20 protein-coding genes are annotated in these 24,224 nt (G+C 66.8%); 14 read left to right on the forward strand and 6 right to left on the reverse strand.

From position 1 onward, the window contains the following. Positions 1-34: 34 nt before the first annotated feature. From V7066_RS10470 to V7066_RS10485, 4 genes are all read right to left on the reverse strand, one after another. Positions 35-2,497, reverse strand: coding sequence for a ligase-associated DNA damage response DEXH box helicase (locus V7066_RS10470; protein WP_334182977.1), 2,463 nt, complete (start codon positions 2,495-2,497; stop codon positions 35-37). Positions 2,498-2,603: 106 nt separating this feature from the next. Beyond that, on the reverse strand, positions 2,604-4,007 hold the full coding sequence (gene pgmG, locus V7066_RS10475; RefSeq protein ID WP_334182978.1) for a phosphoglucomutase/phosphomannomutase PgmG: 1,404 nt from the start codon (positions 4,005-4,007) through the stop codon (positions 2,604-2,606). 9 nt (positions 4,008-4,016) lie between these two features. Continuing rightward, positions 4,017-4,307: a J domain-containing protein gene (locus V7066_RS10480; RefSeq protein ID WP_334182979.1), complete on the reverse strand. Its 291-nt coding sequence runs from the start codon at positions 4,305-4,307 to the stop codon at positions 4,017-4,019. Beyond that, positions 4,304-5,116, reverse strand: coding sequence for a division plane positioning ATPase MipZ (locus V7066_RS10485; protein WP_334182980.1), 813 nt, complete (start codon positions 5,114-5,116; stop codon positions 4,304-4,306). Before V7066_RS10485 ends, V7066_RS10480 begins: the two co-directional genes overlap by 4 nt. Positions 5,117-5,319: 203 nt before the next feature. Between V7066_RS10485 and panC the strand changes: the two genes are divergently transcribed. From panC to V7066_RS10530, 9 genes are all read left to right on the forward strand, one after another. Then, the gene (panC, locus tag V7066_RS10490; RefSeq protein WP_334182981.1) at positions 5,320-6,177 is read left to right on the forward strand and encodes a pantoate--beta-alanine ligase; all 858 of its coding nucleotides are present in this window, start codon (positions 5,320-5,322) and stop codon (positions 6,175-6,177) included. 157 nt (positions 6,178-6,334) lie between these two features. Beyond that, complete coding sequence (locus tag V7066_RS10495) at positions 6,335-7,120, forward strand: CsgG/HfaB family protein (protein ID WP_334182982.1); 786 nt, start codon at positions 6,335-6,337, stop codon at positions 7,118-7,120. A gap of 75 nt (positions 7,121-7,195) precedes the next feature. Further along, the gene (locus V7066_RS10500) at positions 7,196-7,882 is read left to right on the forward strand and encodes a response regulator transcription factor (protein ID WP_334182983.1); all 687 of its coding nucleotides are present in this window, start codon (positions 7,196-7,198) and stop codon (positions 7,880-7,882) included. Positions 7,883-7,886: 4 nt separating this feature from the next. Next, positions 7,887-9,266: a sensor histidine kinase gene (locus V7066_RS10505; RefSeq protein WP_334182984.1), complete on the forward strand. Its 1,380-nt coding sequence runs from the start codon at positions 7,887-7,889 to the stop codon at positions 9,264-9,266. Further along, entirely contained in the window at positions 9,263-9,844 is a 582-nt protein-coding gene (locus V7066_RS10510; RefSeq protein WP_334182985.1) for a hypothetical protein, read from the forward strand. The genes V7066_RS10505 and V7066_RS10510 overlap by 4 nt, the downstream gene beginning before the upstream one ends. Positions 9,845-9,913: 69 nt before the next feature. Beyond that, the gene (locus V7066_RS10515) at positions 9,914-10,318 is read left to right on the forward strand and encodes a hypothetical protein (RefSeq protein ID WP_334182986.1); all 405 of its coding nucleotides are present in this window, start codon (positions 9,914-9,916) and stop codon (positions 10,316-10,318) included. A gap of 96 nt (positions 10,319-10,414) precedes the next feature. Beyond that, positions 10,415-12,703 (forward strand): TonB-dependent receptor, encoded by a 2,289-nt coding sequence (locus V7066_RS10520; RefSeq protein WP_334182987.1) that lies wholly within the window; start codon positions 10,415-10,417, stop codon positions 12,701-12,703. Then, positions 12,700-14,103 carry a PepSY-associated TM helix domain-containing protein gene (locus V7066_RS10525; RefSeq protein WP_334182988.1) on the forward strand — a complete coding sequence of 468 codons (1,404 nt, stop codon included), beginning with the start codon at positions 12,700-12,702 and terminating at the stop codon, positions 14,101-14,103. The genes V7066_RS10520 and V7066_RS10525 overlap by 4 nt, the downstream gene beginning before the upstream one ends. 126 nt (positions 14,104-14,229) lie before the next feature. Then, positions 14,230-14,985 (forward strand): SDR family NAD(P)-dependent oxidoreductase, encoded by a 756-nt coding sequence (locus V7066_RS10530; RefSeq protein ID WP_334182989.1) that lies wholly within the window; start codon positions 14,230-14,232, stop codon positions 14,983-14,985. A 105-nt stretch (positions 14,986-15,090) separates the two neighbouring features. On the opposite strand, the gene ppa is transcribed toward V7066_RS10530, so the two are convergent. Further along, a complete protein-coding gene (gene ppa / locus V7066_RS10535; RefSeq protein WP_334182990.1) occupies positions 15,091-15,639 on the reverse strand; it encodes an inorganic diphosphatase in 549 nt (182 codons plus the stop codon). Positions 15,640-15,886: 247 nt separating this feature from the next. Next, the gene (locus tag V7066_RS10540; RefSeq protein ID WP_334182991.1) at positions 15,887-17,830 is read right to left on the reverse strand and encodes a M61 family metallopeptidase; all 1,944 of its coding nucleotides are present in this window, start codon (positions 17,828-17,830) and stop codon (positions 15,887-15,889) included. Between the two features lie 174 nt (positions 17,831-18,004). On the opposite strand from V7066_RS10540, the gene hisS reads away from it, so the two are divergent. From hisS to lnt, 5 genes are all read left to right on the forward strand, one after another. Then, on the forward strand, positions 18,005-19,249 hold the full coding sequence (gene hisS, locus V7066_RS10545; protein WP_334182992.1) for a histidine--tRNA ligase: 1,245 nt from the start codon (positions 18,005-18,007) through the stop codon (positions 19,247-19,249). Continuing rightward, positions 19,246-20,316, forward strand: coding sequence for a peptide chain release factor 1 (prfA, locus tag V7066_RS10550; protein WP_334182993.1), 1,071 nt, complete (start codon positions 19,246-19,248; stop codon positions 20,314-20,316). Before hisS ends, prfA begins: the two co-directional genes overlap by 4 nt. Further along, the gene (prmC, locus tag V7066_RS10555) at positions 20,309-21,151 is read left to right on the forward strand and encodes a peptide chain release factor N(5)-glutamine methyltransferase (protein ID WP_334182994.1); all 843 of its coding nucleotides are present in this window, start codon (positions 20,309-20,311) and stop codon (positions 21,149-21,151) included. Before prfA ends, prmC begins: the two co-directional genes overlap by 8 nt. Before the next feature lie 237 nt (positions 21,152-21,388). Further along, positions 21,389-22,363, forward strand: coding sequence for a DUF4167 domain-containing protein (locus V7066_RS10560; protein ID WP_334182995.1), 975 nt, complete (start codon positions 21,389-21,391; stop codon positions 22,361-22,363). A 142-nt stretch (positions 22,364-22,505) separates the two neighbouring features. Further along, the gene (gene lnt, locus V7066_RS10565) at positions 22,506-24,218 is read left to right on the forward strand and encodes an apolipoprotein N-acyltransferase (protein ID WP_442947320.1); all 1,713 of its coding nucleotides are present in this window, start codon (positions 22,506-22,508) and stop codon (positions 24,216-24,218) included. Positions 24,219-24,224 lie beyond the last annotated feature (6 nt).

The following is a 24,224-nucleotide window of genomic DNA, read 5'->3' on the forward strand; positions in this document are numbered from 1 at the left end:
TTTTGTTGCCCCCGATCCGTCGTCTTCGGTCCGGTCAGTCGCCTTCGGTTTCGACGGAATCGACCCGCATCGCCATCGAGGCCAGGCTTTCGGCTTCCACCAGCAGGTCCTCGTCGGCCGACCCCGACGGCAGCGATTCCCGGCCGATCATCGAGATTGCCGGAACCGAAAGCGGGCTGATCCGGTCGAGCCGGACATGGTCCACTTCCTTCGCTGCCCGGTCCAGCACATCGGCCACGCGCGCCACGTCCGTCATGCGGGCGCGGGCATCGGCCCAGGCCGCTTCTATCAGCAGGTGATCGGGCTCGTACTTGCGCAGCACGTCGTAGATGAGGTCGGTCGAGAACGTGACCTGCCGCCCGGACTTGCGCTTCCCCGGCTGCTGCCGCTCGACGAGACCGGAGATCACCGCCACCTCGCGGAAAGCCCGCCGCAGCAGATAGGACTGCTGGACCCAGTCGACGAACTCATGGGTCAGGATATCGGGCGAGAGCAGCGCGGCGGGATCCTCCACCGGCTTCAGCCCCCAGACCACCAGCGCATAGTCGGTCGCCACGAAACCGAGCGGCCCCAGCCCCCGGTCCTCCATTCGCCGCGTGACCAGCATGCCCAGCGACTGGTTCGCGGGCCAGCCCTCGAACGTGTAGAATGTCGTATAGGCCCGCCCCTGGTGCGGAAAGCTCTCCACCAGCAGCCGCCCCGGTGCGGGCAGGTGCGAACGCCAGTCCTGCACTTCAAGCCACTCCCGCACGTCGTCGGGGAAACGCGCCCATCCCGCCCGGTCGAACAGCATCGCCCGCACCCGGTCGGCCAAGTGAGTCGAGATCGGCATGCGCTGGCCAGAGTAGCTGGGGATCGTCGCCGAGCGCCGGGCCGCCCGCACCACCAGTTCCAGTTCGCGCAGCGCCTCGACTTCGAGGTCCATGCCGGCAAAGCGGAAGGTATCGCCGGGCTTGAGGCTGGCCCCGAAGCCCTCCTCCACTTTGCCCAGCGAACGCCCGTTGCGAAAGCGCACATCGAGCATCTCGGCATCGACGATGATACCGGCATTGAGCCGGTGCCGCGCCGCATGTTCGGGATGAGTCAGGCGCCAGGTTCCGTCCTTCTCGCGGACGATGCGGCGGAAACGGTCGTAGGAGCGCAGCGCATAGCCCCCGGTCGCGACGAAATCGAGCACGCGGGCGAAGATGCCCTCATCCACCCAGGCATAGGCGAGAGACGATCGTACTTCGGACAGCAGCGCCTCTTCCCGGAAGGGACCGGCGCAGGCCACTGCCATGACATGCTGGGCCAGGACATCGAGACCGCCCGGACGGAACGGCTCGCCGTCGCGCTGGCCGTCATGAACCGCCTGCTGGGCCGCAAATGCCTCCAGGAACTCGAAGCGGTTCCCCGGCACCAGCAGCGCCTTGCTCGGTTGGTCGAGCCGGTGATTCGCGCGCCCGATCCGCTGGAGCAGGCGCGAGGATCCCTTCGGCGCCCCCATCTGCACGACCAGGTCGATGTCCCCCCAGTCGACGCCGAGATCGAGGCTGGCGGTGCAGACCAGCGCCCGCAACCTCCCCTCCGCCATGGCGCCCTCCACCTTGCGCCGCGCCTCCTTCGAGAGCGAACCATGGTGGATGCCGATCGGCAGGTTGTCCTCGTTGGCGTTCCAGAGTTCCTGGAAGATGTATTCGGCCAGGAAGCGCGTGTTGGTGAAGATCAGCGTCGTGCGGTGGGCCTTGACCTGCTCGATCAGCTGCGGGATCGCCCAGGTCGCCGCGTGGCCGCTCCAGGGAACGCGTTCTTCCTGCGGCAGGAGGATCGAAACCTCCGGCTCGGCGCCCGCCTCCCCTTCCACGAGATCGACACTGTCGATCTCGCCCCATGGCGCCAGCCAGCCGCGAAACGCGTCCGGGTCGGCAAGCGTCGCCGAAAGCCCGGCCCGCTGAAGTTCGGGCGACAAGGCCTGCAAGCGCGACAAGGCCAGCGCCAGCAGATCGCCGCGCTTGCCGGTGGCGAAAGCATGGATCTCGTCGATAACCACGCGCTTCAATCCGGCGAACAGCGTCGGTGCCTCGGGATAGCTCAGCAGCAGCGACAGCGATTCGGGGGTCGTCAGCAGGACATGCGGCGGGCGGGCGCGCTGGCGCGCCTTGCGGTCCGAGGGGGTATCGCCGCTGCGCGTCTCGATGCGGATCGGCAGGCCGATCTCCTCCACCGGGGTGAGGAGATTGCGCTGGACGTCATGCGCCAGCGCCTTGAGCGGCGAGACATAGAGCGTGTGCAGCCCCTCCGGCACCGGCGCCTCCGCCAGCCGCGAGGGGCAGAAGGCGGCGAGTGTCGGCAGGAACCCGGCCAGTGTCTTGCCCGCCCCGGTATCCGCGACCAACAGGGCGTGATTTCCCCGATCCGAGGCGGCCAGCATCTCCCACTGATGGCGCCGCACGCGCCAGCCCCGGCCCGCGAACCAGGCGTTCAGCTCGGGCGGAACGGCGGCGGTCTCGGCTGTCATGATCTCGATCTCGGCACGGTCATCCCGCTTGCTTGAAGCATCTTGGCACGGATCAGAAAAGCCGGAGCGAAGCTCTCGGTTGCCGCTAGACAGGAATACCGTCCCCTCAGTGTCCTGCCTGTGGCCCGCGTCGCAGGCCCGACGCTGCCAGCTGCGCGTCGATCTCGGCAATCAGGCGCTCCAGCCCTTCCGCCGTGCGGCTTTCCGCCCGCGCGACCAGCACGTCCTGCGTGTTGGAGGCCCGCAGCAGCCACCAGCCGTCAGGCGTGGTGACGCGAACACCGTCGATATCGACGAAATCCGCCCCTGCGCCGGCCAACCGCCCGCGCACTTCGTCGATCGCGGCGAACTTGCGGCTCTCCTCCACCTGAAAGCGCAGTTCCGGGGTATTGAGCATGTCCGGCATCGCGCCGCGCAGATCCGTGACCGAACGGCCGAGCCGCACCGTCGCCGCCATCAGCCGCACCGCCGCGTAGAGACCGTCGTCGAAGCCGTAGAAGTTGTCCGCGAAGAAGACATGCGCGCTGGTCTCGCCCGCGAGCGGGGCGCCGGTCTCCCGCATCTTCGCCTTCATGTGCGAATGGCCGCTCTTCCACATGAGCGCCCGGCCGCCGTGCCGTGCGATCGTGTCGAACAGCGCCCCCGAGGCCTTGACGTCGCCGATCACCGTGGCGCCCGGCAGACGGGCCAGCAGGTCCTCGGCGAAAATGCCGAGCAACTGGTCGCCCCAGATCACCCGCCCGAGACCGTCGACGACGCCGATGCGGTCGGCATCGCCATCGAAGGCCACCCCGAAATCGAGCCTTTCCGCCATGACGAGCGCCTTCAGGTCCGCGAGGTTCTTCTCCTCGGTCGGGTCCGGGTGATGGTTGGGGAATGTCCCGTCGACTTCGGTGAACAGCAGATGGTGCTCGCCCGGCAGGCGTGCGGTCAGCCGCTCCAGCGCCGGGCCGGAGGCGCCGTTTCCGGAGTCCCAGCCGATGCGCAAGGTGGACAGCACCTCGGGTGCGATCCCGGCAATGCCCTGGGCGATGCGCTCGACGTAGGCATCCAGCACATCGCGAAACTCCACCTGACCGGTGCCCTCGTCCCAGGCCCCCGCCGCCGCCATGTCGCCGAGCCGAACGATATCCGCCCCGAAGAATGGGCGCCCGCCGAGCACCAGCTTGAAACCGTTGTGATCGGCGGGGTTGTGGCTGCCGGTGATCTGGATGGCGCCGTCCACGTCCTCGCCCGAGGCCTCGGCGTAGTAGAGCATCGGCGTCGGCCCCAGTCCGATCCGCACGACATCCGCGCCGCTGGCGATCAGCCCTTCGACAAGCGCCGCTTCCAGCGCGGGCGAACTGAGCCGCCCGTCATAGCCGACCGCGACTTTCCGACCACCCGCCCGGTGCACCACGGTCGCGAAACAGCGGCCCAGGGTATAGGCGTCTTCCGGGCCAAGATCCCGACCGACCACCCCGCGAATGTCGTATTCGCGCAGGATCGCGGGATCGAACCTGTGGCTCATGCCCGGGCCTTACTTGCCGTCCAGCTTGTCGAGGAGAAAATCGCGCGCGGCATTGGCCTCGTGGACTTTCTCGTTGGTGCCGCCCCGATCGGGATGAACCTCCGCGATGACGCGGCGATGGGCGTCGAGAATCTCGCGGCGATCCGCACCCTCACCCACGCCCAGCAGCGCCCGCGCATGCGCGCCGGCATGGACATCGGCAAAGGAAGGACCCGGCAGCGGCTTGCTCTGCCACGGCCAGCGTCCTTTTATCAGCCGCCAGGCGATGCAGCCGAGCGCGATGAGCCAGAGCAGCTTCATTCGTCTGCGGCGAGTTGCAGGTCGGGCACCCGATCCTTCGGCACCGGCAGGTTGAGTCCAGCCACCAGCTGGCGCAGTTCCTGACGTGCGACGAGATGGCTGGTGCCGAGTTCGCCGAGGTGCCCCTTGTCGAGCAGGGTCAGGCCCGAGGGGAACAGCTCGCGGAAGATGACGCGTTCCGAAAGACCGTTGGAAATGCGGAAGCCCACACGCTTCGACAGTTCGAGCAGCGCGCCTTCGAGGCGGCGCATGTTCTTCGCCTCGACGTGCTGGACGCGGTTGCGCACCACCACCCAGTCGAGTTCGCGGCGGCCTTCGTTGATGGTCTTGAGGCCGCGCTTCTTGCGGGTTTCCCACATGAGTTCGGCGTAGAACGAGAGCTTCTTCACCTTGAACGTCTCGCTTTCCACCTGACCGATCAGGTCGAAGTCGATGAAGCTGTCGTTCAGCGGGGTGACGAGCGTGTCGGCGGTCGCCGCGACGTGGCGGGCGAAGGCATCGTCACGGCCCGGCGTGTCGAAGATCAGGAAGTCGTAGCCCTCGGCAATCGCCTCGGCCAGTTCGTCGAGTTCGTCGATATCCTCGCCGTCGTAGACCGCGAAACGGGCGCCCGGCAGCGCGATCTCGCGGCGGCGCTCGGTCTCGACGCGGTTTTCCAGATAGCGGTACAAGGTGCGCTGGCGCGGATCGAGATCGATCGCGGCGACCTTGGCGCCCTGATAGGCGAGTGCGATGGCGACGTGGACGGCCGTCGTGGACTTGCCGGTGCCGCCCTTTTCATTGGCGAAGACGATGCGATGCGCTGTCACGGACCCTGTTCGCTTTCCCTGTTGCCCCCGGACCAAGCCCGGATTCGTTGCCCCCGGCCTTTAGACCGGGAAGCGAGATCAAACCGTTAACCGCCGTAGCGGGTCAAAACCCATTGTGCGCCCCATTGCTCACTGGGGCGCGGTGCGGCTAAAGGCAGCCGCGACCACCGGTCAAGTGCATCCTATCGGAGCAGTGACACCCAATGCAAACCCTTCACAGCCTTGATCCACTGCGCCGTGCCGTTGCCGAGCTGCGGGAATCAGGAAAGATCGCCCTCGTTCCGACCATGGGCGCACTCCATGAAGGCCATCTGACACTTGTGCGCGAGGCCCGCGAACGGGCCGATCACGTCGTCGTCTCGATCTTCGTGAACCCGCTCCAGTTCGGCGCCAACGAGGATCTCGACAAGTATCCGCGCCAGCTCGAACGCGACAGTGCGCTGCTGGAAGCGGAAGGCGTGGCGCTCCTCTGGGCGCCGACGGTCGAGGCGATGTATCCACAGGGCTTCGCCACCAACGTGTCGGTCTCGGGCGTCAGCGACGGCCTCTGCGGCGCCTCGCGCCCCGGCCATTTCGACGGCGTCGCCACCGTGGTCTGCAAGCTGTTCCACCAGGTCCTGCCCGACGTGGCGCTGTTCGGCGAAAAGGACTGGCAGCAGCTCGCCGTGATCCGCCGCATGGCCCGCGATCTCGACCTGACCCGCCCCCATGTCGACGCCGTGCTCGGCGTGCCGACCGTGCGCGAGGAAGACAGCCTCGCGAAGTCCTCGCGCAATGCCTATCTCACGGACGAGCAGCGCGCGCAGGCCGTCACCCTGCCGAGAGCGATGAAGGCCGCCATCGCCGGGATCGAGGCGGGCGAGCCGGTCGCCGCCGCACTCGAAGGTCTCAACGAAGCGCTGCTGCATGGCGGCTTCTCCTCGGTCGACTATGCCGAACTGCGCGATGCCGATGCCCTGACTCTGCTGAGCGAGCGCGGCGAAGCGCCGATGCGCCTGCTGGTCGCTGCACGGATCGGCACCACCCGCCTGATCGACAACATGGCGGTCGCGCCCCGATAAACGACCGCCTCCGGATGGTGATTTTGCCGAACGGAAATCTCACAGCAATAGTCATTTGCCCGCAGCGATTTCGGGCTTAAAGTCGTCGGGGGTTGGGAAGGCCGGGTAGCGTCGTGCGCGATGCAACAGGCGTCCGGTTCAACAGAGGGAAGTCATCATGAAGAAGATCGCCTGTGCGCTGACCGCGCTTGCCGTCATGGCCACGGCGCCTTCGGCATTCGCCGAAGACAAGTCGTCCGCCCGCAAGATTCAGGACAAGGGCACCCAGCAGATCCCGGTGTGCCGCAAGAACCTCGGCACCGTTGCCATCGTCGAGCCTGAGAACCAGTGGTGGCGCGAATTGAGCCTGGGCAGCCCCGAGGCGATCCTGCGCGTCTTCGTGCAGAAGTCCGGCTGCTTCACGATGGTCAATCGCGGCCGCTCGCTCCAGAACAGCGCGATGGAACGCGCCCTCGCCGAACAGGGTGAGCTTCAGAAGGGTTCGAACATCGGCAAGGGCCAGATCAAGGCAGCCGACTACTTCATCCAGCCGGACATCGTCTCGACCAACAACAATTCGGGCGGCGGCGGCATCGGCGGCGTGCTCGGCGGCGTCGGCGGCCTGTTCGGTCGCGGTGTCGGCGCGATCGCCGGCGGCCTCAACATCAAGAAGGGTGAGGCCAACGTCACGCTCTCCATCGTCAACGCGCGCACCACGGTCGAGGAAGCGCTGACCGAGGGCTATGCCCGCAAGTCGGACGTCAGCTTCGGCGGCGGCGGTGGCGGCTTCTTCGGCGGCACCTTCGGCGCGGCTGGTGGCGGTGGCTACCAGAACACCCAGATCGGCCAGATCATCGTGCTGGCCTATCTCGACGCCTATACCAAGCTGGTCACCCAGCTCGGCGGCCTGCCCGAGAATGCCTCGGCCGCAGCGCCGCAGGCCACCAACGCCTCGGCCCGCTGATAGAACTGCAAGACTTCGCGGGATCGCCGTCCGGACAAGGTTCCGGCGGCGGTCCCGTGGGGTAGCGATCCTGTCATGAGCGGCCCCAAGACCCTCTACATCGAAGACGACACCCGCGCCGCCTCCCAGGTGCAGGAACTGGCGCAGCAGGCGGGCATCGCGCTCGTCTGGGCGGGCAGTGGCCAGGAAGGCCTGCGCCTGGCGGGCGTCGAGAACTTCGACGTCATCATCCTCGACCGCATGCTGCCCGATCTCGACGGGCTGACGATCCTCTCGCGCCTGCGCGAAAGCGGGATCGGCACGCCGGTGCTAATGCTCTCCGCGCTCGGCCGCACCAGCGACCGCGCCGAGGGCCTCGACGCCGGTGCCGACGACTATCTCGCCAAACCGTTCGAGGCGCCCGAACTGCTGGCCCGGCTGCGCGCGCTGCACCGCCGCGCCTCCGGCCGCGAGCATAGTGCGGTGATCCTGTTCGGCGCCTTCGAGTGCCATGTGAAGGCGCGCACCGCCTTCCGCAACAACCGCCACCTCGCGCTCAGCCCCAAGGAATTCGAGCTTTTCCGGTACTTCATGGAGAACGCCGGCGAAATCCTCACCCGCGAGATGCTGCTGCGCGACGTCTGGAAGATGAACTTCGATCCCCAGACCAACGTGGTGGACGTCAACATCGGCCGCCTGCGCCGCAAGCTGGAAGACGGCTTCGATTCGCCCGCGCTGGAAACGATCTGGGGGTCGGGCTACCGCCTGCTCGACGGGCGCTAGGGCCATGACGCGCCGCATCGAGATTCACAGGTCGATCTTCGCGCAGATCGTGGTTTCGGCGATCCTGATCGCGGCGCTCATCACATTCGGCCTCTGGCTGCTGACCGACGCGACGATCCAGCGCACCAACCGCCTCGCGCTGGAACACGCGGTGGACGTCGACCTGGCGGGCATGGTCGACATCTTCGCCAGCGGCGGCGCCGTGGAACTGTCCAACCGCATCAACGACCGCCTGGCGCTCCAGCCGCGCGACGCCAATCCGGCGCATTACCTGCTGGCCGATGCCCGGGGCGCACCGCTGGCGGGAGACCTCCGGACCTGGCCCGGCCTCCATGCGGGCGTTTCCGAGGCTGGCGAAGTCCTGCTTCCCAACGGGCACCGTGCGCTTGCGCGATCCACCCAGCTCGGACCCGACTTGCGCCTGCTGGTGGCCCACGAATATCGCGATCTCGGCCTGCTGCAGCGGCAGGTGGCGCTGACCTTCCTGGCAGGCGGGCTGCTCGCGATGAGCGCCGTGGCGCTGGCGGGGCTGCTCGCCGCCCGCCGCCTTGCCGGGCGTATCGGGCGCATCAACGCCGCCTTCCGCCATCCCGACGATGCTGCCCTCGCCCAGCTCGCCCGCGATTCGAAGGACCGTGACGAGATCGACGAACTGACCCGGCATTCCGGCGAAGCCCTTTCGCGCCTGCGCCGCCTTGCCAGCGCCCAGCGCGAAACCACCGACCAGGTGGCGCACGAGATGCGCACCCCGCTCATGCACCTCGACAACCGGCTGGTGAAGGCCCTGTCGGCAACGCCCGACGGCGAGACCGCCGCGCGCATCGTCGATGCCCGGCTGGAGATTCGCGGCATCATCCGCATGCTCGAATCGCTGCTCGACATCGCCGCCAGCCAGGCGCGTCGCGGCGACCGCCACGGCCTTGCGCCGGTGAACCTCAGCATGCTCGCCGAGCGGCTGGGCGAACTCTACGCCGACAGCGCGGAAGATTCCGGCCATACCTTCGAACTGGCGATCACCCCCGGCGTCATGATCGAGGGCGAGGAAATGCAGCTTACCCGGCTCATCACCAACCTGCTCGACAACGCCTTCAAGTTCGTCCAGCCCGGCGGCACCGTCCGGCTGGAACTGGAGAAAGGCCCCCGCCTGACCGTTAGCGACGACGGACCGGGCGTGCCCGAGGACGACCGCGAGACGATCTTCGACAAGTTCAGCCGCGGCGGCAATCAGGACAGTCAGAACGGTCTCAACGGCACAGGACAACAAGGTGCTGGACTGGGCCTTGCGCTCTGCCGGGCGATCGCCGAACGCCATCATCTTGAAATTGCACTCGCACCCTCCGAAAAGGGCGCCTGCTTCACGATCGTTCCGGAGTCGAAACCATGATCGCGGCCAAGACCGGTCTTTCTTCACTTTGCGGCGCGGCTCTTCTCGCGGCGGGCCCTGCCCTTTCGGCCGTGGATCAGGACAGCAGCCGCGACGAGCGCGTGGCCATGGCTCTCACCACCGCCGAGCAGGCGGCCCAAAAAGCCGGTTCCAGTACCGACCGCACCGCGCTGGCCGATGCCCTGCGCGTGATCGAGCGTTCCGGCGCGCGGCCGATGGAAGGCTGGACCGGCACCGATCCCGTTCCCGCCTGGCGCGCCCTGGTTCCCGGCGCGACCGGCGTGGCCCTGCGCGGCAGCCCGCTCGGCCCCGGCTACCGCTCCGGCCAGATCGGCGCGGGCCAGAGCGACAAGTTCCAGCAGGTCTTTCTCTCCGGCCGCAAGGCCAGCATCGCCCTCTCCACGGTCGGCGGCGAACCGCTGAGCCTGCGGGTCATCGATGCCGCCCAAAAGCCGGTCTGCGTAGCCGATGCCCAGCGCCGCACCTGCCGCTGGGTGCCGATCTTCACCCAGCGCTACATGATCGAAGTGCGCAACGGCGGACAGAGCCAGGCGAACTACTTCCTCGTCGTGGACTGATCGCCTTCACGGAACCTGGGACAATTTCTCCCGATGACGAACGCGCTCTTTCCGGCTAAACGGTGAGGCGTGGGCACTCTCAGGCACTTTTTCCGGGCCCGTCCCGGCCTTGCGGCACTGCTGCTGGCCGCCGCCCTGTGCCTGAAAATCTTCGTGCCGACCGGTTACATGCCCTCCACTCAGGGCGGGTCCCTCATGGTGGAACTCTGCTCGGGCTCCGCACCCGCCGGTTCCAAGGTGCTCATCCAGATCGAGCGTAAAGGCGCGAGCGGCGGGCATGACGCGTCCACCGCCGACCATCCTTGCGCCTTCTCCTCGCACTCCGCCGCCGCACTCGATGCTGCCCTGCCGATGCTGCTGGTGGCGGCCCTGCTCTTCGTCTTCGTCGCGGCAATCCGTTATCGCCCGCTGACGCTGCGTGCGGTGCGCGCCCAGGTTCGCCCACCGCTCAGAGGGCCGCCCCTCCCCACCTGACCCCGATGCCACGTCGCCGGTTCCAGGCCGGCGCCACGACAGACGACCGCGCGCATTGCCTTCCGGCGCTGCGTGCCGATCAGGTGAAATATCGAAATGTCCAGGTTCCTGCTCGCGCTCGGCGCGGCACCGCTCGCCCTGCTTCCGGCAGCGGCCAACGCCGAGGAGGCTGATACGGCCCCCGGTGATTCCATCCTCGTCGTCGGCCAGCGCAAGGCCCCGATCAGCCTCGACGCGCGCGGCCTCTCCGTCAGCCTCGGCGACGATCAGTTCGCGGGCGTCAATGCCCGCAACGTCGAGGACCTGATGAAGTACGCCCCCGACTTCTTCGTGCGGACCCGCTATGCGGGCGATTCCAACGGCGTCCCCGGCTTTCGCGGCACCCATTCCACCCAGAGCGCCCGCACGCTGGTCATGGTGGACGGGTTCACCGTCTCCAATTTCCTGGGCAATTCGTTTTCCTACTCGCCCAAGTGGGGCGTAGTCGGCCCGGGGGAGGTCGAACAGTTCGACGTGGTCTACGGCCCCTACTCCGCGCGCTACGCTGGCAATTCGATGGGCGGCGTGGTCAACATCACCACCCGCTCGCCGGAGAAGACCGAAGCCTTCGCCACCGTGCAGGGCATGAGCCAGCCTTACGACCAGTACGGCACCCACGACACCTATTGGGGCTATTCGGCCGAGGCGGGCATGGGATTCCGGCAGAAGGACGGCCCCTGGTCGCTCCGCCTCTCCGGCCGCCACTTCCGCAACGAAGGGCATCCGCAGATGTTCTACGGCCTCACCCCCAATACGGCGAGCGGCGGCACGGCGGTGAGCGGTGCGTTCGTCGATCCCGGGCAGCATATGGCGAATGCCCCCGGCACCGCCAGCAACCCGATCTTCGCGGCCCAGAGTCCCGCCACGATCACCCAGGACCAGGCCAAGCTGCGGCTCGGCTACGACGGCACCTCGGGCGTGACCGGCGAAGTGCTGCTGGCCTACTGGCACAATCTCGACAGCCAGACCGCGCCGGACTGCTACCTGCGTGACGCCGCGGGCAAGACCGTCTGCGACGGCCTCGTCTCGATCGACAGCCGGAACTACACCGCCGGCGGCGCCAACTGGTCGCGCACGATCCGCGACGAACTCCTGGGCGGGATGAAGCTCTCCGCCCCGTTTTCGGATGCGGTGTCCGTCACCGCCGACCTTTCGACCTATCAAATCCTGCGCTCCGACGCCTTCACCTCGAAGGGCTACGACGCCGGAGCAACGGACGGCGCCGGAACCCTAGCGCGGCAGGGGCCGACCGCGTGGTACACCGGCAATCTCGCACTGACCGCCCGGCTCGGCGATGCCGAACTGGCGGGGGGAACGAGCGCCAATCTTTACCGCACCGACCTCACCACTTACACCCTGACGAACTGGCGCCGCGATCAGGGCCGCACCTTCTCCACCCGCACCTTCGGCAAGACCCGCAACCTCGCCGCCTGGGCCGAACTGCGGGTGCCGGTCGAGGCCGTGACCTTCACGCTGGGCGGCCGCTTCGAGGACTGGCGCGCCTTCGACGGCGGGCTCGGCCGCGTCGGCACCACCGGCCTTGCCGTCACCAACGGCTACGCCAGCCGCCACGCCAACGCCTTCCAGCCCAAGGCCTCGGCGGAATGGACCATCGATGCCGATACCCGGCTCCAGCTCAGCCTTGCCAAGGCCACGCGGTTTCCCACGGTGGGCGAACTGTTCCAGGGCAGCCTCGACGGCAATGGCCAGTTCGATCCGCAGAGCTTCGATCCGAACCTGAAGCCCGAACGCTCCACCGACGCCAACCTCGTGCTCGCCCGGCAATTCGGCAAAGTGAAGCTGACCGCTTCCGCGTTCTGGCAGCGCGTGCGCAACACGATCTTTTCGTTCACCGGATTCAACCAGAACGGCGTGACCACATCCACTTTCAAGAACATCGACCTGACGCGGCAATACGGCTTCGAACTGATCGCCGAGACCCGCGACGTCCTGATTCCCGGGCTCGATATCGATGCCAATGCCGCCTGGATCGATTCGGCCACCTTGCACAATGACAGCGCCCCCGCCGCCGAGGGCGTGCAGTTCCCGCGCATTCCGCGCTGGCGGCTCAACGGCAATCTCCGCTACCGCGTCAGCCCGCCAGTGCTGGTCTCGCTCGGGGTACGCTATGCTAGCCGACCGAATACCGACTTGTTCGGCCTCCAGCGCGGCGACACTTACGGCTATACTTCCGAACTCTTCGCGCTCGACGCCAGAGTAAGCTGGGAGGTAACCGACCAGCTCCGTCTCAGCGCGGGCGTGGACAATCTCACCAACGACAGGGCCTGGGTCTACCATCCCTACCCGCAGCGCAGCTTCCTGGTGGAAGCGGGGTGGAAACTGTGACGACGATCATCGCAAAGCCGCGCACCGAACGCTGGTATCGCGCCGTCTGGCGCTGGCATTTCTATGCCGGACTGTTCTGCCTGCCGTTCGTCCTGTGGCTGTCGGTGACCGGCGGGATCTACCTGTTCAAGCCGCAGATCGAGGGCCTGCTCTACGCCCCCTACCGCGATGTCGCGAGCGGCGCTGCGCCCCTGCTCGCCCCGAAGACGATCGCCGCACGCGCCGTCGCGGCGGTGCCGGGTTCGGTGCTCCACAAGTACTTCCTGCCCGAGGCACCGGGAGACAGCGTGCAAGTGCTGGTCGGCAAGGGCGCGGAGGACGTGCGGGTCTGGGTCCATCCGCAGACCGGGCAGTTACTCTATCAGGCCCCGGAGGAAGACCGGCTGATGCGCGTGGTGTTCCGGCTCCATGGCGAACTGCTCGCGGGAGATCGCGGCTCTGCGCTGGTGGAAGCGGCGGCATGCTGGACGATCGTCATGCTGCTCACCGGACTGTTCCTCTGGTGGCCGCGCCGAAGTGGAGGAAAGCTGGCAGGCGTGCTCTATCCGCGCCTGCACCGGGGCCGCGCGCTGTTCTGGCGGGATATCCATGCCGTGACCGGGCTGTGGATCTCGCTGGGCGCGTTGTTCCTGATCCTGTCCGGACTGCCCTGGGCCAAGGCATGGGGAGACTATTTTCGCGAGGTCCGCGCCGTCACCGGCACGCTGGAGGGCAGGCAGGACTGGTCCGCCGGTTCTCTCAGCGATTCCCGTGACCGGGCCATGGCCGATGCGGCCATGCGGGCGATGATGTCGGAGCATGCCGATCATGGCGGCGCCATGGCGGCGATGCACATGCCGCCTCCTCCCTCCGCCCCGGATGCCGCACTCGATGCCGTGATCGCCCGCGCGGAAAGCCTGCGCTTCGCCGCTCCGGTGGAAGTGAGCCCACCGACGGCGGGCGCGCCCTGGCAGGTCCGCAGTCAGGCCGAGAACCGGCCCGCGCGCGACAATGCCGAAATCTCCGGCGAAGGCCGCCTCATCGGCATCCAGCGCTTCGCCCAGCGCCACTGGATCGACCGTACGGTCGGCTACGGCGTCGCCATCCACGAAGGGGCATGGTGGGGGCTGGCCAACCAGCTTGCCAACCTCGCGGTGTTGCTTGGCCTGGTGACCCTATGTCTGTCGAGCATGGTGCTATGGTGGCGAAGACGCCCCCAAGACATGCTTGGTGCGCCTGCCGCCTTCGCACCGCTCAGGCATAGTTGGCTGCTTGTCGCACTCGTCGTCGCGCTGGCGCTGGCGATGCCGCTGTTCGGGCTTTCGCTGGCTCTGGCGGTCGTGGTGGAGTGGAGCCTGAAGCGGCTGGCCCCGCATTGCGGCGCATGGATGGGCTGGCGCGCGACACGCACCGCAGACTGATCCACTTCGCTCCGGCGAATATTTGAACACACGTTCAGATCAAGCCTTCTGATCGCGGTCATTTGGGTCTAGCCCGGTGAGGAAACGCGCCGGGCCAAGGGCCTAGAATGGCGCCGCAACGGGAGAATGCGTGTGTCCTACAAGGTTGCCATCGTCACCGGCGCCGCCGCCGGCATCGGCGCGGCCTGTTCCAGGCGGTTGGCGAGACAGGGCGTGGCGGTGGCCGTGCTCGACCTCGATGCCGAGCGCTGCGCGGATACTGTCGCCGCCATCCGCGAGGCAGGCGGCACCGCGCTCGCCGTCGGCGCCGACGTGTCCGACCGGGCCTCGGTGAAAGCCGCCGTCGAGCAGGTTCGCGAGACGCTGGGACCGGTCTCGATCCTGGTGAACAATGCCGGCGTCACCGATTTCACCCCCTTCGAGGACCTCACCGACGAGCGCTGGGATTTCATCTACGCGGTCAACGTGCGCGGCCTTTTCATCATGACGCAGGAATGCCTTCCGGACATGAAGGCCGCTAGCTGGGGCCGGATCGTCAACATCTCGTCCTCCAGCGCACAGACCGGGGCGACGAACATGATCCCCTATTCCTCCTCGAAAGGCGCGGTGGTAACGATGACCCGCTCCATGGCGCAGGAATTCGGGCCTTACGGGATTACCGTCAACAATATCCCGCCGGGCTCGGTGATGGGCACGATCATGTCGGAAGCGAACCGCGACCGCTTCCAGATCCCCACCGAAGTCCTGCTCCAGTCCGTGCCCGTGCGCCGTCTGGGCGAGCCGGACGACATCGCCAATGCCTGCGCCTGGCTGTGTCACGAGGATTCTGGCTACGTCACCGGCCAGACGATCGGCGTCAACGGCGGGCGCGTGGTGACCTGACCCAGCACAGTTTGAAAAGGCCAAAAATGAAGGGCCGGCGGTTCGCACCGCCGGCCCTTCGTTCCACATGGGGGTGGAATTCTAACCTAAATCAGGCGCCTGGGATCAGGCTTCGACCTTCTTGCCTTCGGCCTGGTAGCGCTCGATCGCCTCGATGACGATCTGGCGGGCTTCCTCGGCGCCGCCCCAGGTGCCGACGCGCACCCACTTCTCGGCCTCAAGGTCCTTGTAGTGCGTGAAGAAGTGCTCGATCTGGCTGAACACGATCCCCGGAAGATCTTCCTTTTCCTGCACGTCCGAATAGTACGGGAAAGTCTTGTCGTCGGGCACGCAGACGAGCTTCTCGTCGCCGCCGTGCTCGTCTTCCAGGTTCAGCACCGCGATCGGGCGAACGCGCACGACCGCGCCGGGCACGAAGGGCGAGCGCGCGACGACCAGGGCGTCGAGCGGATCGCCGTCGGGCGAAAGCGTGTGCGGCACGAAACCGTAATTCGCGGGGTAGCGCATCGGCGTGTGCAGGATGCGGTCGACGAACAGCGCGCCGGAGTCCTTGTCGAACTCGTACTTCACGGGCTCACCACCGACGGGAACCTCGATGATGACGTTCAGGCTCTCCGGCGGGTTCTTGCCGACAGGAATCATGTCGATGCGCATGTTGGTCCTTACATTACTGGCACGGAACTATCGTGCCGGTTCATCTTTGACCGGGGGGCTTAGCCTTGCAAGTTATGCATCGCAACTGCCTTGTCGGGGTAGATGTCCCTCGTTTGCGACACATTCGCCGCTGCGATCGACGAAATACAAAGAAACCAAAGGAAAAAGCCCGAAAGCGGATCGATATCCACCTCCGGGCCATCCATCGTCCCTCAAGGGACAGTCAATTCCGCCAGAGCGGCGGCGCTTATCGGCTGCGCGGCGCCAGCAGGCGATCCAGCCCGTTGATCTTGCCCGGCGTGGTGCTTTCCAGCCAGGGCCAGCGCAAGCCGCCGTGATAGTCGAGCGCCACGGTGTTGAAGGCCTCGCCGCGCTTCACCAGCAGCGAGATCGGCGTCTTCGCGGTTTTCGCCGCAGTGATCGCGTCCTTGATGACTTCGCCGCTATAGGCCGTGCCGTTCACCGCCACGACCTTCACGCCGCTGACGAGACCGGCATTGTAGCCGAGGCCGTCGAACACGGCGGCCGTCACCGAGCCGTCGTTGTCCAGCGTCACGCCCAGCGAATAGGTAAGGTCGAGCGACTTGCGCGAATCCGAGACGCCCTTCTCATAGCCGTTCTGCGTGTCCTTCCAGACCAGCTTGTAGCCGGCCATCTCGACGCCCTTGGTCGGCGCGGGCTGGTTGGTGTCGTAGATGCGGGTCTTGAGGAACGTCGCCCAGTCATAGGGATAGACGCCGTTCAGCACTTTCGCGACTTCGTCGAAGTCGTACGTCAGCTCGCCCCAGTCGCCGTCGCGAACGCCGAAGAAGGCCTTGGCGAAATCGTCGAGACCCTTCTTGCCGCCGGTGCCCTGGCGGATGATCTGGTCCGCTTCGAGCCAGGTCAGCGCGCCTTCGACATAGTAGTCCTCGGTGCGGGTGACCGACGTGTAGGGGAGCGGGCGGCGCATGTTGAGCGCAGGCGCAAAGGTGGTGTCCTCCACCGAACGCCAGCCACGGCCCGGCGTCGCTTCCGAATAGCGCGCGACGGCGCCGGCCAGCGTGTCGAGAATCGTCTGCTTGGTCTGTACGCCCGAACGCGCCGCCAGGATATAGCCCCAGAACTGGGTCTGGCCCTCGTAGACCCAGAGCAGCGTGTTCTGCATCGGCTGCTGGTAGTCCGGCGTCCAGAGATCGGCCGGGCGGCGGTACTTGCCGTTCCAGCTATGGACGAATTCGTGCGGGATCACATTGCGATCCCAGTCCATCTTGTCCCACTCGGTCCAGGTCTTGGGTTCCATCTGGTTCTCGCTCGAACGGTGGTGTTCGAGACCGATGCCGCCCATGCGGTCGGTCAGCGCCAGCAAGAAGTCGTAGTGGTTGAAGTGGCGCGCGCCGAACGTCAGCAGCGCTTCCGACACCAGGTTGCGATAGGTCTTCATGTTCTCGGGCTTGATGCCGAGCAGCTTGGCCTCGTCCGCGACCACGTCCATGCTGACGCCCTGGCCGAGGTCCCAGCGCTGGGCGTACTTGCCCGCGAAGATCGGCTCGTCGACCAGGCGCTCGTAGTCGGTCGGCGTCCAGGTCACGGTGTCGCCCTGTTGGGTCTTGCCGTCGAGCGAAGTGTAGACGGTCCAGCCGGTCGGGAACTTGACGGTCGGCTTCACCGTGATGCCGCGCGTGTAGTAGCCCGAGGGGTAGAGGCTCATCTTCTCCCACTGGAGGTTGAGCATTTCCTGCGTCATCGTGACGCGGCCTTCCTTGGTCTGCACCGGCGAAGTGTGGATGAACTTCGCGGTAACGACCTGGGTTCCGGCGGGAAGGTCGAGGTGGAAGGCGTTCACCGCCACGGTGTCGCGCTGCCACTTGATCTCCTTGCCGTCCGCGAAGAAGTGGATCTGCGCGAGCAGCGCCGCCGGGCCGGTGGGCGAGTGGTTGCCGGGCAGCCAGCTCGGCTGGACGAGGATCAGCTTGTCGGTTCCGGCCGCGACCGGGAACTGCTGGGTAACCCGGTAGACCCCGTGGACGACGTCGCTCGCATCGATGTCGAGCGCGATGGTGCCGGGATAGGCCTTGTCCTGCGCGGCGGGCAGCGGCGCGGGCAGCGCGGGGGCCGTGGGACGGCTCCGCTGGGCGGAATCCTGCGCGAGAGCGGGGGTTGAAACCGAAAGGAGGGCGAGGAGCGTGACGACCGCGTTACGATATTTCATGTCGCCAGTCTTTGCGGCTGTTGCCGGTTTTGGCAACCATCCAATTCGTTCCGGCGCTCGGGGACCACGCGTCGCCGCGCGTCCCGGCGCTTCCCCGGATTTTCATCCCTCCGGCCCCGCGCCCGGTCCACAGCCACTTTCCCCGCCGCCGCAATCGGGCTAAGCGCGCGCGTTATGAGCACCACACCACAGGCCATTCGCGGAACCCAGGACATCTTCGGCAAAGACGCCGAGGCTTTCGCCCATGTCGTCGAGACCTTCGAGCGCGTCCGCAAGCTCTACCGTTTCCGCCGCGTGGAAATGCCGGTCTTCGAGAAGACCGAAGTGTTCTCGCGCTCGATCGGCGAGACGACCGACGTGGTCTCCAAGGAAATGTACTCATTCGAGGATCGCGGCGGCGAATCGCTGACCCTGCGCCCCGAATTCACCGCCGGCCTTGCCCGCGCCTACCTTACCGACGGCTGGAAGCAGTTCGCCCCGCTCAAGGTCGCGACGCACGGCCCGCTGTTCCGCTACGAGCGCCCGCAGAAGGGCCGCTATCGCCAGTTCCACCAGATCGACGCCGAGCTGATCGGCTCGCCCGAACCGATCGCCGACGTTGAACTGCTGGTCATGGCCGACCAGCTGCTGAAGGAACTGGGCATTGCGGACGGCGTGACGCTCCAGCTCAACACGCTGGGCGATGCCGAAAGCCGCGATGCCTGGCGCGCCGCGCTGATCGAATACTTCCGCGCCCACAAAGCCGAGCTTTCGGAAGATTCGCAGGACCGCCTGGAGCGCAACCCGCTGCGCATCCTCGATTCCAAGGACCCGCGCGACAAGGTCTTCGTCGGCGATGCCCCGAAGATCGACGAATTCCTCTCGGCCGAGGCGCAGGACTTCTTCGCGGCGGTGACGGCGGGCCTCGATGCCGCCGGTGTCGCCTACGAACGTGCGCCCTCGCTGGTGCGTGGACTGGACTACTATCGCCACACCGCCTTCGAATTCGTCACTACCCGCCTCGGCGCGCAGGGCACCGTGCTCGGCGGCGGCCGCTATGATGGGCTGATGGAAAGCCTCGGTGGCCCCGCCACTCCGGCCGTGGGCTGGGCTGCGGGGATCGAGCGTCTGTCGATGCTCGTCGCCGATGCCGGTACGCTCGCCGAAGAACCGCTGACCGTGGTTCTCGCGGTCGAGGACGATGCCGCGCTGGCCTATGCCCAGAAGGTCATCACCGCGCTGCGCTTCCAGGGCCTCGATGCCGAGATGGTCGCCACCGGCAGCGCCCGCAAGCGCTTCGACAAGGCCGTGAAGATGGGCGCCAAGGTGCTCGTCTCGTTCGGCACCAAGGACGGCGCGCCCGCAGCAAACCTGCGCGCGGCCGAACCGACCGCCGAATACCTCGCGGTCGAACAGGTTCTCCAGTCGGTCCATCCGTGAGCATCTCCGGCACTCGCCTTGCACAGATCGCCGCGCGTTTCTCCGAGCTTGAGGCGCGCCTGGCCTCGGGCACGCTGGAAGGCGACGCCTTCGTCACCGCCAGCCGCGACTATGCGGAACTGGAGCCGGTAGCGCGCGTCGCCGCCGAAGTCGTGTCGATGCGCGGCGAACTGGAATCGCTCCAGACGCTCGAAGATCCCGACCCCGACATGCGCGCGCTGGCCGAGGAGGAAGTGCTCCGCCTCAAGGCCGAACTGCCCGAGGCGGAACGCCAGCTCGCCATCGCCATGCTGCCGCGCGATGCGGCGGACGTGCGCCCGGCCATGCTGGAAATCCGCGCCGGAACCGGCGGTGACGAAGCCGCCCTGTTCGCCGCCGATCTCTATCGCATGTACGAGCGCTATGCCGCCGAACAGGGCTGGCGGGTCGAGATGATCTCCGTCAACGCCAACGACCTCGGCGGCTTCAAGGAAGTCGTCGCCAACGTGAACGGCGCGGGCGTCTTCGCCAAGCTCAAGTTCGAAAGCGGCGTCCACCGCGTGCAGCGCGTGCCGGTCACCGAATCAGGCGGGCGCATCCACACGTCGGCGGCGACCGTCGCGGTGCTGCCGGAACCGAGCGAAGTCGATGTGCAGATCGAGGACAAGGACCTCAAGATCGACATCTTCCGCGCCTCGGGCGCGGGCGGCCAGCACGTCAACACCACCGATTCGGCGGTGCGCATCACCCACTTGCCAAGCAACCTCGTTGTGATCTGCCAGGACGAGCGCAGCCAGCACAAGAACAAGGCCAAGGCCATGCAGGTCCTGCGCGCCCGTCTCTACGAGAAGATGCGCGAAGAGGCCCACGGTGCCGAGGCCGAGGCCCGCAAGGCCATGGTCGGCTCGGGCGACCGCTCGGAGCGCATCCGCACCTACAATTTCCCGCAAGGCCGCGTGACCGACCACCGCATCAACCTGACCCTGCACCGCCTGCCCGAGATTCTCGAAGGCCCGGGCCTTGCCGAGATGGTCGACGCGCTGCTCGCCGAGGACGAGGCCAAGCGCCTCGCCGCGATGGATGCCTGACCGGACGGTCGGAGAGGCGATCCGCGCGGCGGCGGAGCACCTTTCCGCGACCAGCGACACCGCAAGACTCGATGCCGAAGTGCTGATGGCCCATGCACTCGGCTGCTCGCGCTCCTCGCTGCTGCTTTCGCGCATGCGCGACGCCGCGCCGGACGGCTTCACGCCGCTGGTCGAGCGCCGCGCCGCGCATGAACCCGTCGCCTATATCACCGGCCATCAGGAATTCTTCGGAATGCCTTTCGCGGTCGGCCCCGATGTCCTGATCCCGCGCGGCGATTCCGAAGTGCTTGTGGAAGCCGCGCTCGCGGCCCGCCCCAATGCCCGCACCGTGCTCGATTGCGGCACCGGCTCCGGCGCCCTGCTGCTGGCGGTACTGGCCAACCTGCCCGAGGCGACCGGCGTGGGCATCGACAGTTCACCGGGCGCTTTGACGGTCGCGGCGGGCAATGCCGAAGCACTGGGCCTTGCAAACCGTGCCCGTATGGCGGCAGCCGACTGGCACCTCCCCGGCTGGGCCGAAACGCTGGGCGGCCCGTTCGACCTGATTCTGGCCAACCCCCCTTACGTAGAAACCACATTGACGCTCGACCGCTCGGTGGCCGGTTACGAGCCCGCCAGCGCGCTCTATTCGGGCGAACTGGGGCTCGACGATTACCGCGTCCTGATACCGCAATTGCCGGACCTGCTGGCTCCCAGCGGCGTCGCGCTGGTGGAGATCGGCCATGAACAGGCCGAAGCCGTCGCGGCGATCGGCGTGAAATCCGGGCTTTGCAGCCGCCTGCACCACGACCTCGGAAATCGACCGCGCGTGCTGGAGTTTTCAACAGCCGCGTAAGTTTTCACTTGGAATTCCGACCCGGAATGCCTAAGAATACCAGTGAACCGGCACATGGATGGAATTTCCCATGTGGGCGGCTCGCCTCCAACCTTAGCAGATCGTCGCGGCCTTTAGCGCCTCGGCACGGCAAACGGTGGAGTTCACGGCACTCGGGGGCGATCCGTGATCATGTGACGTGTGGCAGATCGGCCCGACGGGAACAGGCCGATGCCCTGGGTTTTGAGGAAATAATCCTTGAATAATAATCGTGGTAATAACCGTCGGCGTGGTCGCGGTAACAATCGCCAGCAGGGCGGTCAGCAAATCAACCGGATCGACAGCAGGGCTCGTGGCAATGCGCCGCAGATGCTGGAGAAGTACAAGAAGCTGGCCCATGATGCGCACTTGAATGGTGATCGCGTGCAGGAGGAATATTACCTCCAGTTCGCCGATCATTACTTCCGCGTCATTGCCGACCAGAAGCAGCGTCAGGAAGAATCGCGCCAGCCGCGCCGTGACGATCGTTCGCCCGAATATGGCGACGACTACACGGCCGACGACTACGGCGACTACGATTCGCCCGTCCCGGAGCGTCAGGAACGCCCCGAGCGGCAAGAACGTCCTGAACGTCAGGAACGTCCTGAGCGCCAGGAACGCAATTACGACCGTCAGGATCGGCAGGAACAGCGCCAGGAGCGTCAACCGCGCCGTGAGGATTCTCCCCGTCGCGAAGACTCGCGCCGTGAAGACGCACGACGCGAAGACTTCCGCCGCGAAGAGCGCGCACCGCGCGTCGAAGCTGTCGAGGAAGAAACCGCCGTCGCCGCTCCCGGCAACGAAGCACCGGCCGAAGGCGAGACGACCGTCTACGAGCCTGCGGAAAATCCCTTCGTCCGTGACAACCGCGCCTCGCGCGGATTGAAGCAGCGCAAGCCGCGCCGCCGCCGCGACGAGGAAGAGGGCGAGAACGCCGACGGCGAGGCTCCGGCCGCAGAAGCCGAACCGGCTGCCAACCTCGATCCGGCCACGCTGCCCCCGGCGATCGCCGCCGCCCCGGCCAAGCGGGCACCCCGCGCCGCCAAGGCCGCTGCCGAGAAGGCCGCCGAAAAGCCGGCTGAACAGGCCGTTGGGGAAGCCGAGGCGACCGAGGAAAAGCCGCGTCGCCGCCGCACCCGCAAGGCTGCCGCCGATGAAAGCGGCGAGAGCCCGCTGGAAACGGTCAACTCCTAAGATGGCACCGGGGTTCGCCAGAACCTCAGGGCATCCCGAATGAAAACGACCCACGTCTCGCCGGAAGGCAGGGCGTGGGTCGTTTTCATGGAAAAAGCCTACCGCTTTCCAACACCCAAAGCGCGACGGCGACGAACTTCGCTTGCCTCCCCCCGCCTTGCCCCTCCATAGCGGCGCTATTGATCCCCTTCGGCACGAGGCCCGGCCCCTGAAACCCGCACTGGACTTTCTCGAACGCCGCCCGCGCCTTGCGGCCGGTCTCGCCGCGATTCTCGCAGGCGCCGCGGCGGCCTGCGGTTTCCAGCCGCTGGCGTTCTGGCCGCTCACCCTGCTCGGCGTGGCGGTGCTGGCCGAACTCGTGGTGCGTGCTCCCGGTTGGCGTCGCGCCTTCCTGATCGGCTGGTGCTTCGGCCTCGGGCACTTCACGCTCGGCAACAACTGGATCGCCACCGCCTTCACCTATCAGGCCTCGATGCCCGCGTGGCTGGGCATGATTGCAGTGTTCCTGCTCTCGCTCTATCTCGCGATCTATACCGGCCTCGCCGCGCTGGGCGGCTGGCTCGTGCTGCGGCTCGATGGGTCCGGAAAACGCTCGGGACCGGGCGCCTTCCTCCTCCTCGCCCTCGCCTTCGCACCGGCCTGGATCGTCAGCGAATGGCTGCGCGCCTGGGTCTTCACCGGCTTTGCCTGGAACCCGCTCGGCATCGCCCTGCTCGGCGGATATCAGAGCCAGGGTCTCGCCATGGCCGTGCCCTGGATCGGGACTTACGGCCTTTCCGGACTGCTGGTCCTGATCGCCTGCCTCCCTGGCCTGTTCTGGCGCCTGTCCCGCGCTTCCGCCGGTTTCGCACGCTGGATCTGGCCGCTGCCTGCCCTCGCCGCCTTCGCCGCCCTCGCCGCGCTGATGATCCTGCCCGACCGCTGGGCCGCCCGCAGCGAAGGCGCGGTTCGCTACACTCTGGTCCAGCCCGACATCCGGCAGGAATTTATCGACGACCCGCGCTATTACGAAGGCAACTTCGTCAAGCTGGCCAAGCTGTCCCTCCCCCGCTCGCCGGGAGAGACCCGCGTGGTGTTCTGGCCGGAATCGGGGCTGGGCGACTATATCCGCGACGGCTATCCGCCGTTCCTCTACCGAATGTACACGTATGCGGGCGATCCGGTGCTCGCCCGCGAGCGCATCGGCCGGGTGATCGGCCCCTATGCCGTGCTGATGACCGGCGCGGTCGACCTTGTGCTCAAGGATGAAGAGGGAATCGCCGCGCGCAATTCGGTCTCGATGATCGACGGCGATGGCAATCTCCTCGCCAGCTATTCCAAGGCGCATCTCGTGCCTTACGGCGAATATCTCGCGCTGCGCTGGCTGCTCGAACCGCTCGGCGCCACCCGTCTCGTGCCCGGCGCGATGGACTTCTGGCCCGGCCCCGGCCCGCGCAGCTTCGACATGGGCCGCTGGGGCAAGGTCGGCGTGCAGATCTGCTACGAGATCATCTTCAGCGGGCAGGTCGTCGATCCGCACGTGCGGCCGGACTACATCTTCAATCCCTCCAACGACGGCTGGTTCGGACGATGGGGCCCCCCGCAGCATCTGGCCCAGGCACGGCTGCGCGCGATCGAGGAAGGCCTTCCCGTCATGCGCTCCACCACCACCGGGATCAGCGCGGTGATCGACGCCGACGGACTGGTGCGCGCCCATGTGCCCTGGCACCAGTCTGGAAGGCTCGACGGGCGCATCCCCCCGCCCCGCGAAGCCACGCCTTTCGCAATTTTCGGAAACCTGCTGCCGCTGGCACTTGCCGTGGCTTTCTGGATTGTTGCGCTTTCCGTTATTGCGCTCCGCCGTCGCGGTCGCTAGACCCTT

The organism is Novosphingobium sp. (assembly GCF_036820275.1).
GTDB lineage: Bacteria > Pseudomonadota > Alphaproteobacteria > Sphingomonadales > Sphingomonadaceae > Novosphingobium.

Bases quoted from the DNA above. Each gene is read 5' to 3' on its own strand.
- V7066_RS10470 (WP_334182977.1), bottom strand. From the start codon at position 2,497: ATGACAGCCGAGACCGCCGCCGTTCCGCCCGAGCTGAACGCCTGGTTC.
- pgmG (WP_334182978.1), bottom strand. From the start codon at position 4,007: ATGAGCCACAGGTTCGATCCCGCGATCCTGCGCGAATACGACATTCGC.
- V7066_RS10480 (WP_334182979.1), bottom strand. From the start codon at position 4,307: ATGAAGCTGCTCTGGCTCATCGCGCTCGGCTGCATCGCCTGGCGGCTG.
- panC (WP_334182981.1), top strand. From the start codon at position 5,320: ATGCAAACCCTTCACAGCCTTGATCCACTGCGCCGTGCCGTTGCCGAG.
- V7066_RS10495 (WP_334182982.1), top strand. From the start codon at position 6,335: ATGAAGAAGATCGCCTGTGCGCTGACCGCGCTTGCCGTCATGGCCACG.
- V7066_RS10500 (WP_334182983.1), top strand. From the start codon at position 7,196: ATGAGCGGCCCCAAGACCCTCTACATCGAAGACGACACCCGCGCCGCC.
- V7066_RS10505 (WP_334182984.1), top strand. From the start codon at position 7,887: ATGACGCGCCGCATCGAGATTCACAGGTCGATCTTCGCGCAGATCGTG.
- V7066_RS10510 (WP_334182985.1), top strand. From the start codon at position 9,263: ATGATCGCGGCCAAGACCGGTCTTTCTTCACTTTGCGGCGCGGCTCTT.
- V7066_RS10520 (WP_334182987.1), top strand. From the start codon at position 10,415: ATGTCCAGGTTCCTGCTCGCGCTCGGCGCGGCACCGCTCGCCCTGCTT.
- V7066_RS10530 (WP_334182989.1), top strand. From the start codon at position 14,230: ATGCGTGTGTCCTACAAGGTTGCCATCGTCACCGGCGCCGCCGCCGGC.
- ppa (WP_334182990.1), bottom strand. From the start codon at position 15,639: ATGCGCATCGACATGATTCCTGTCGGCAAGAACCCGCCGGAGAGCCTG.
- V7066_RS10540 (WP_334182991.1), bottom strand. From the start codon at position 17,830: ATGAAATATCGTAACGCGGTCGTCACGCTCCTCGCCCTCCTTTCGGTT.
- hisS (WP_334182992.1), top strand. From the start codon at position 18,005: ATGAGCACCACACCACAGGCCATTCGCGGAACCCAGGACATCTTCGGC.
- prmC (WP_334182994.1), top strand. From the start codon at position 20,309: ATGCCTGACCGGACGGTCGGAGAGGCGATCCGCGCGGCGGCGGAGCAC.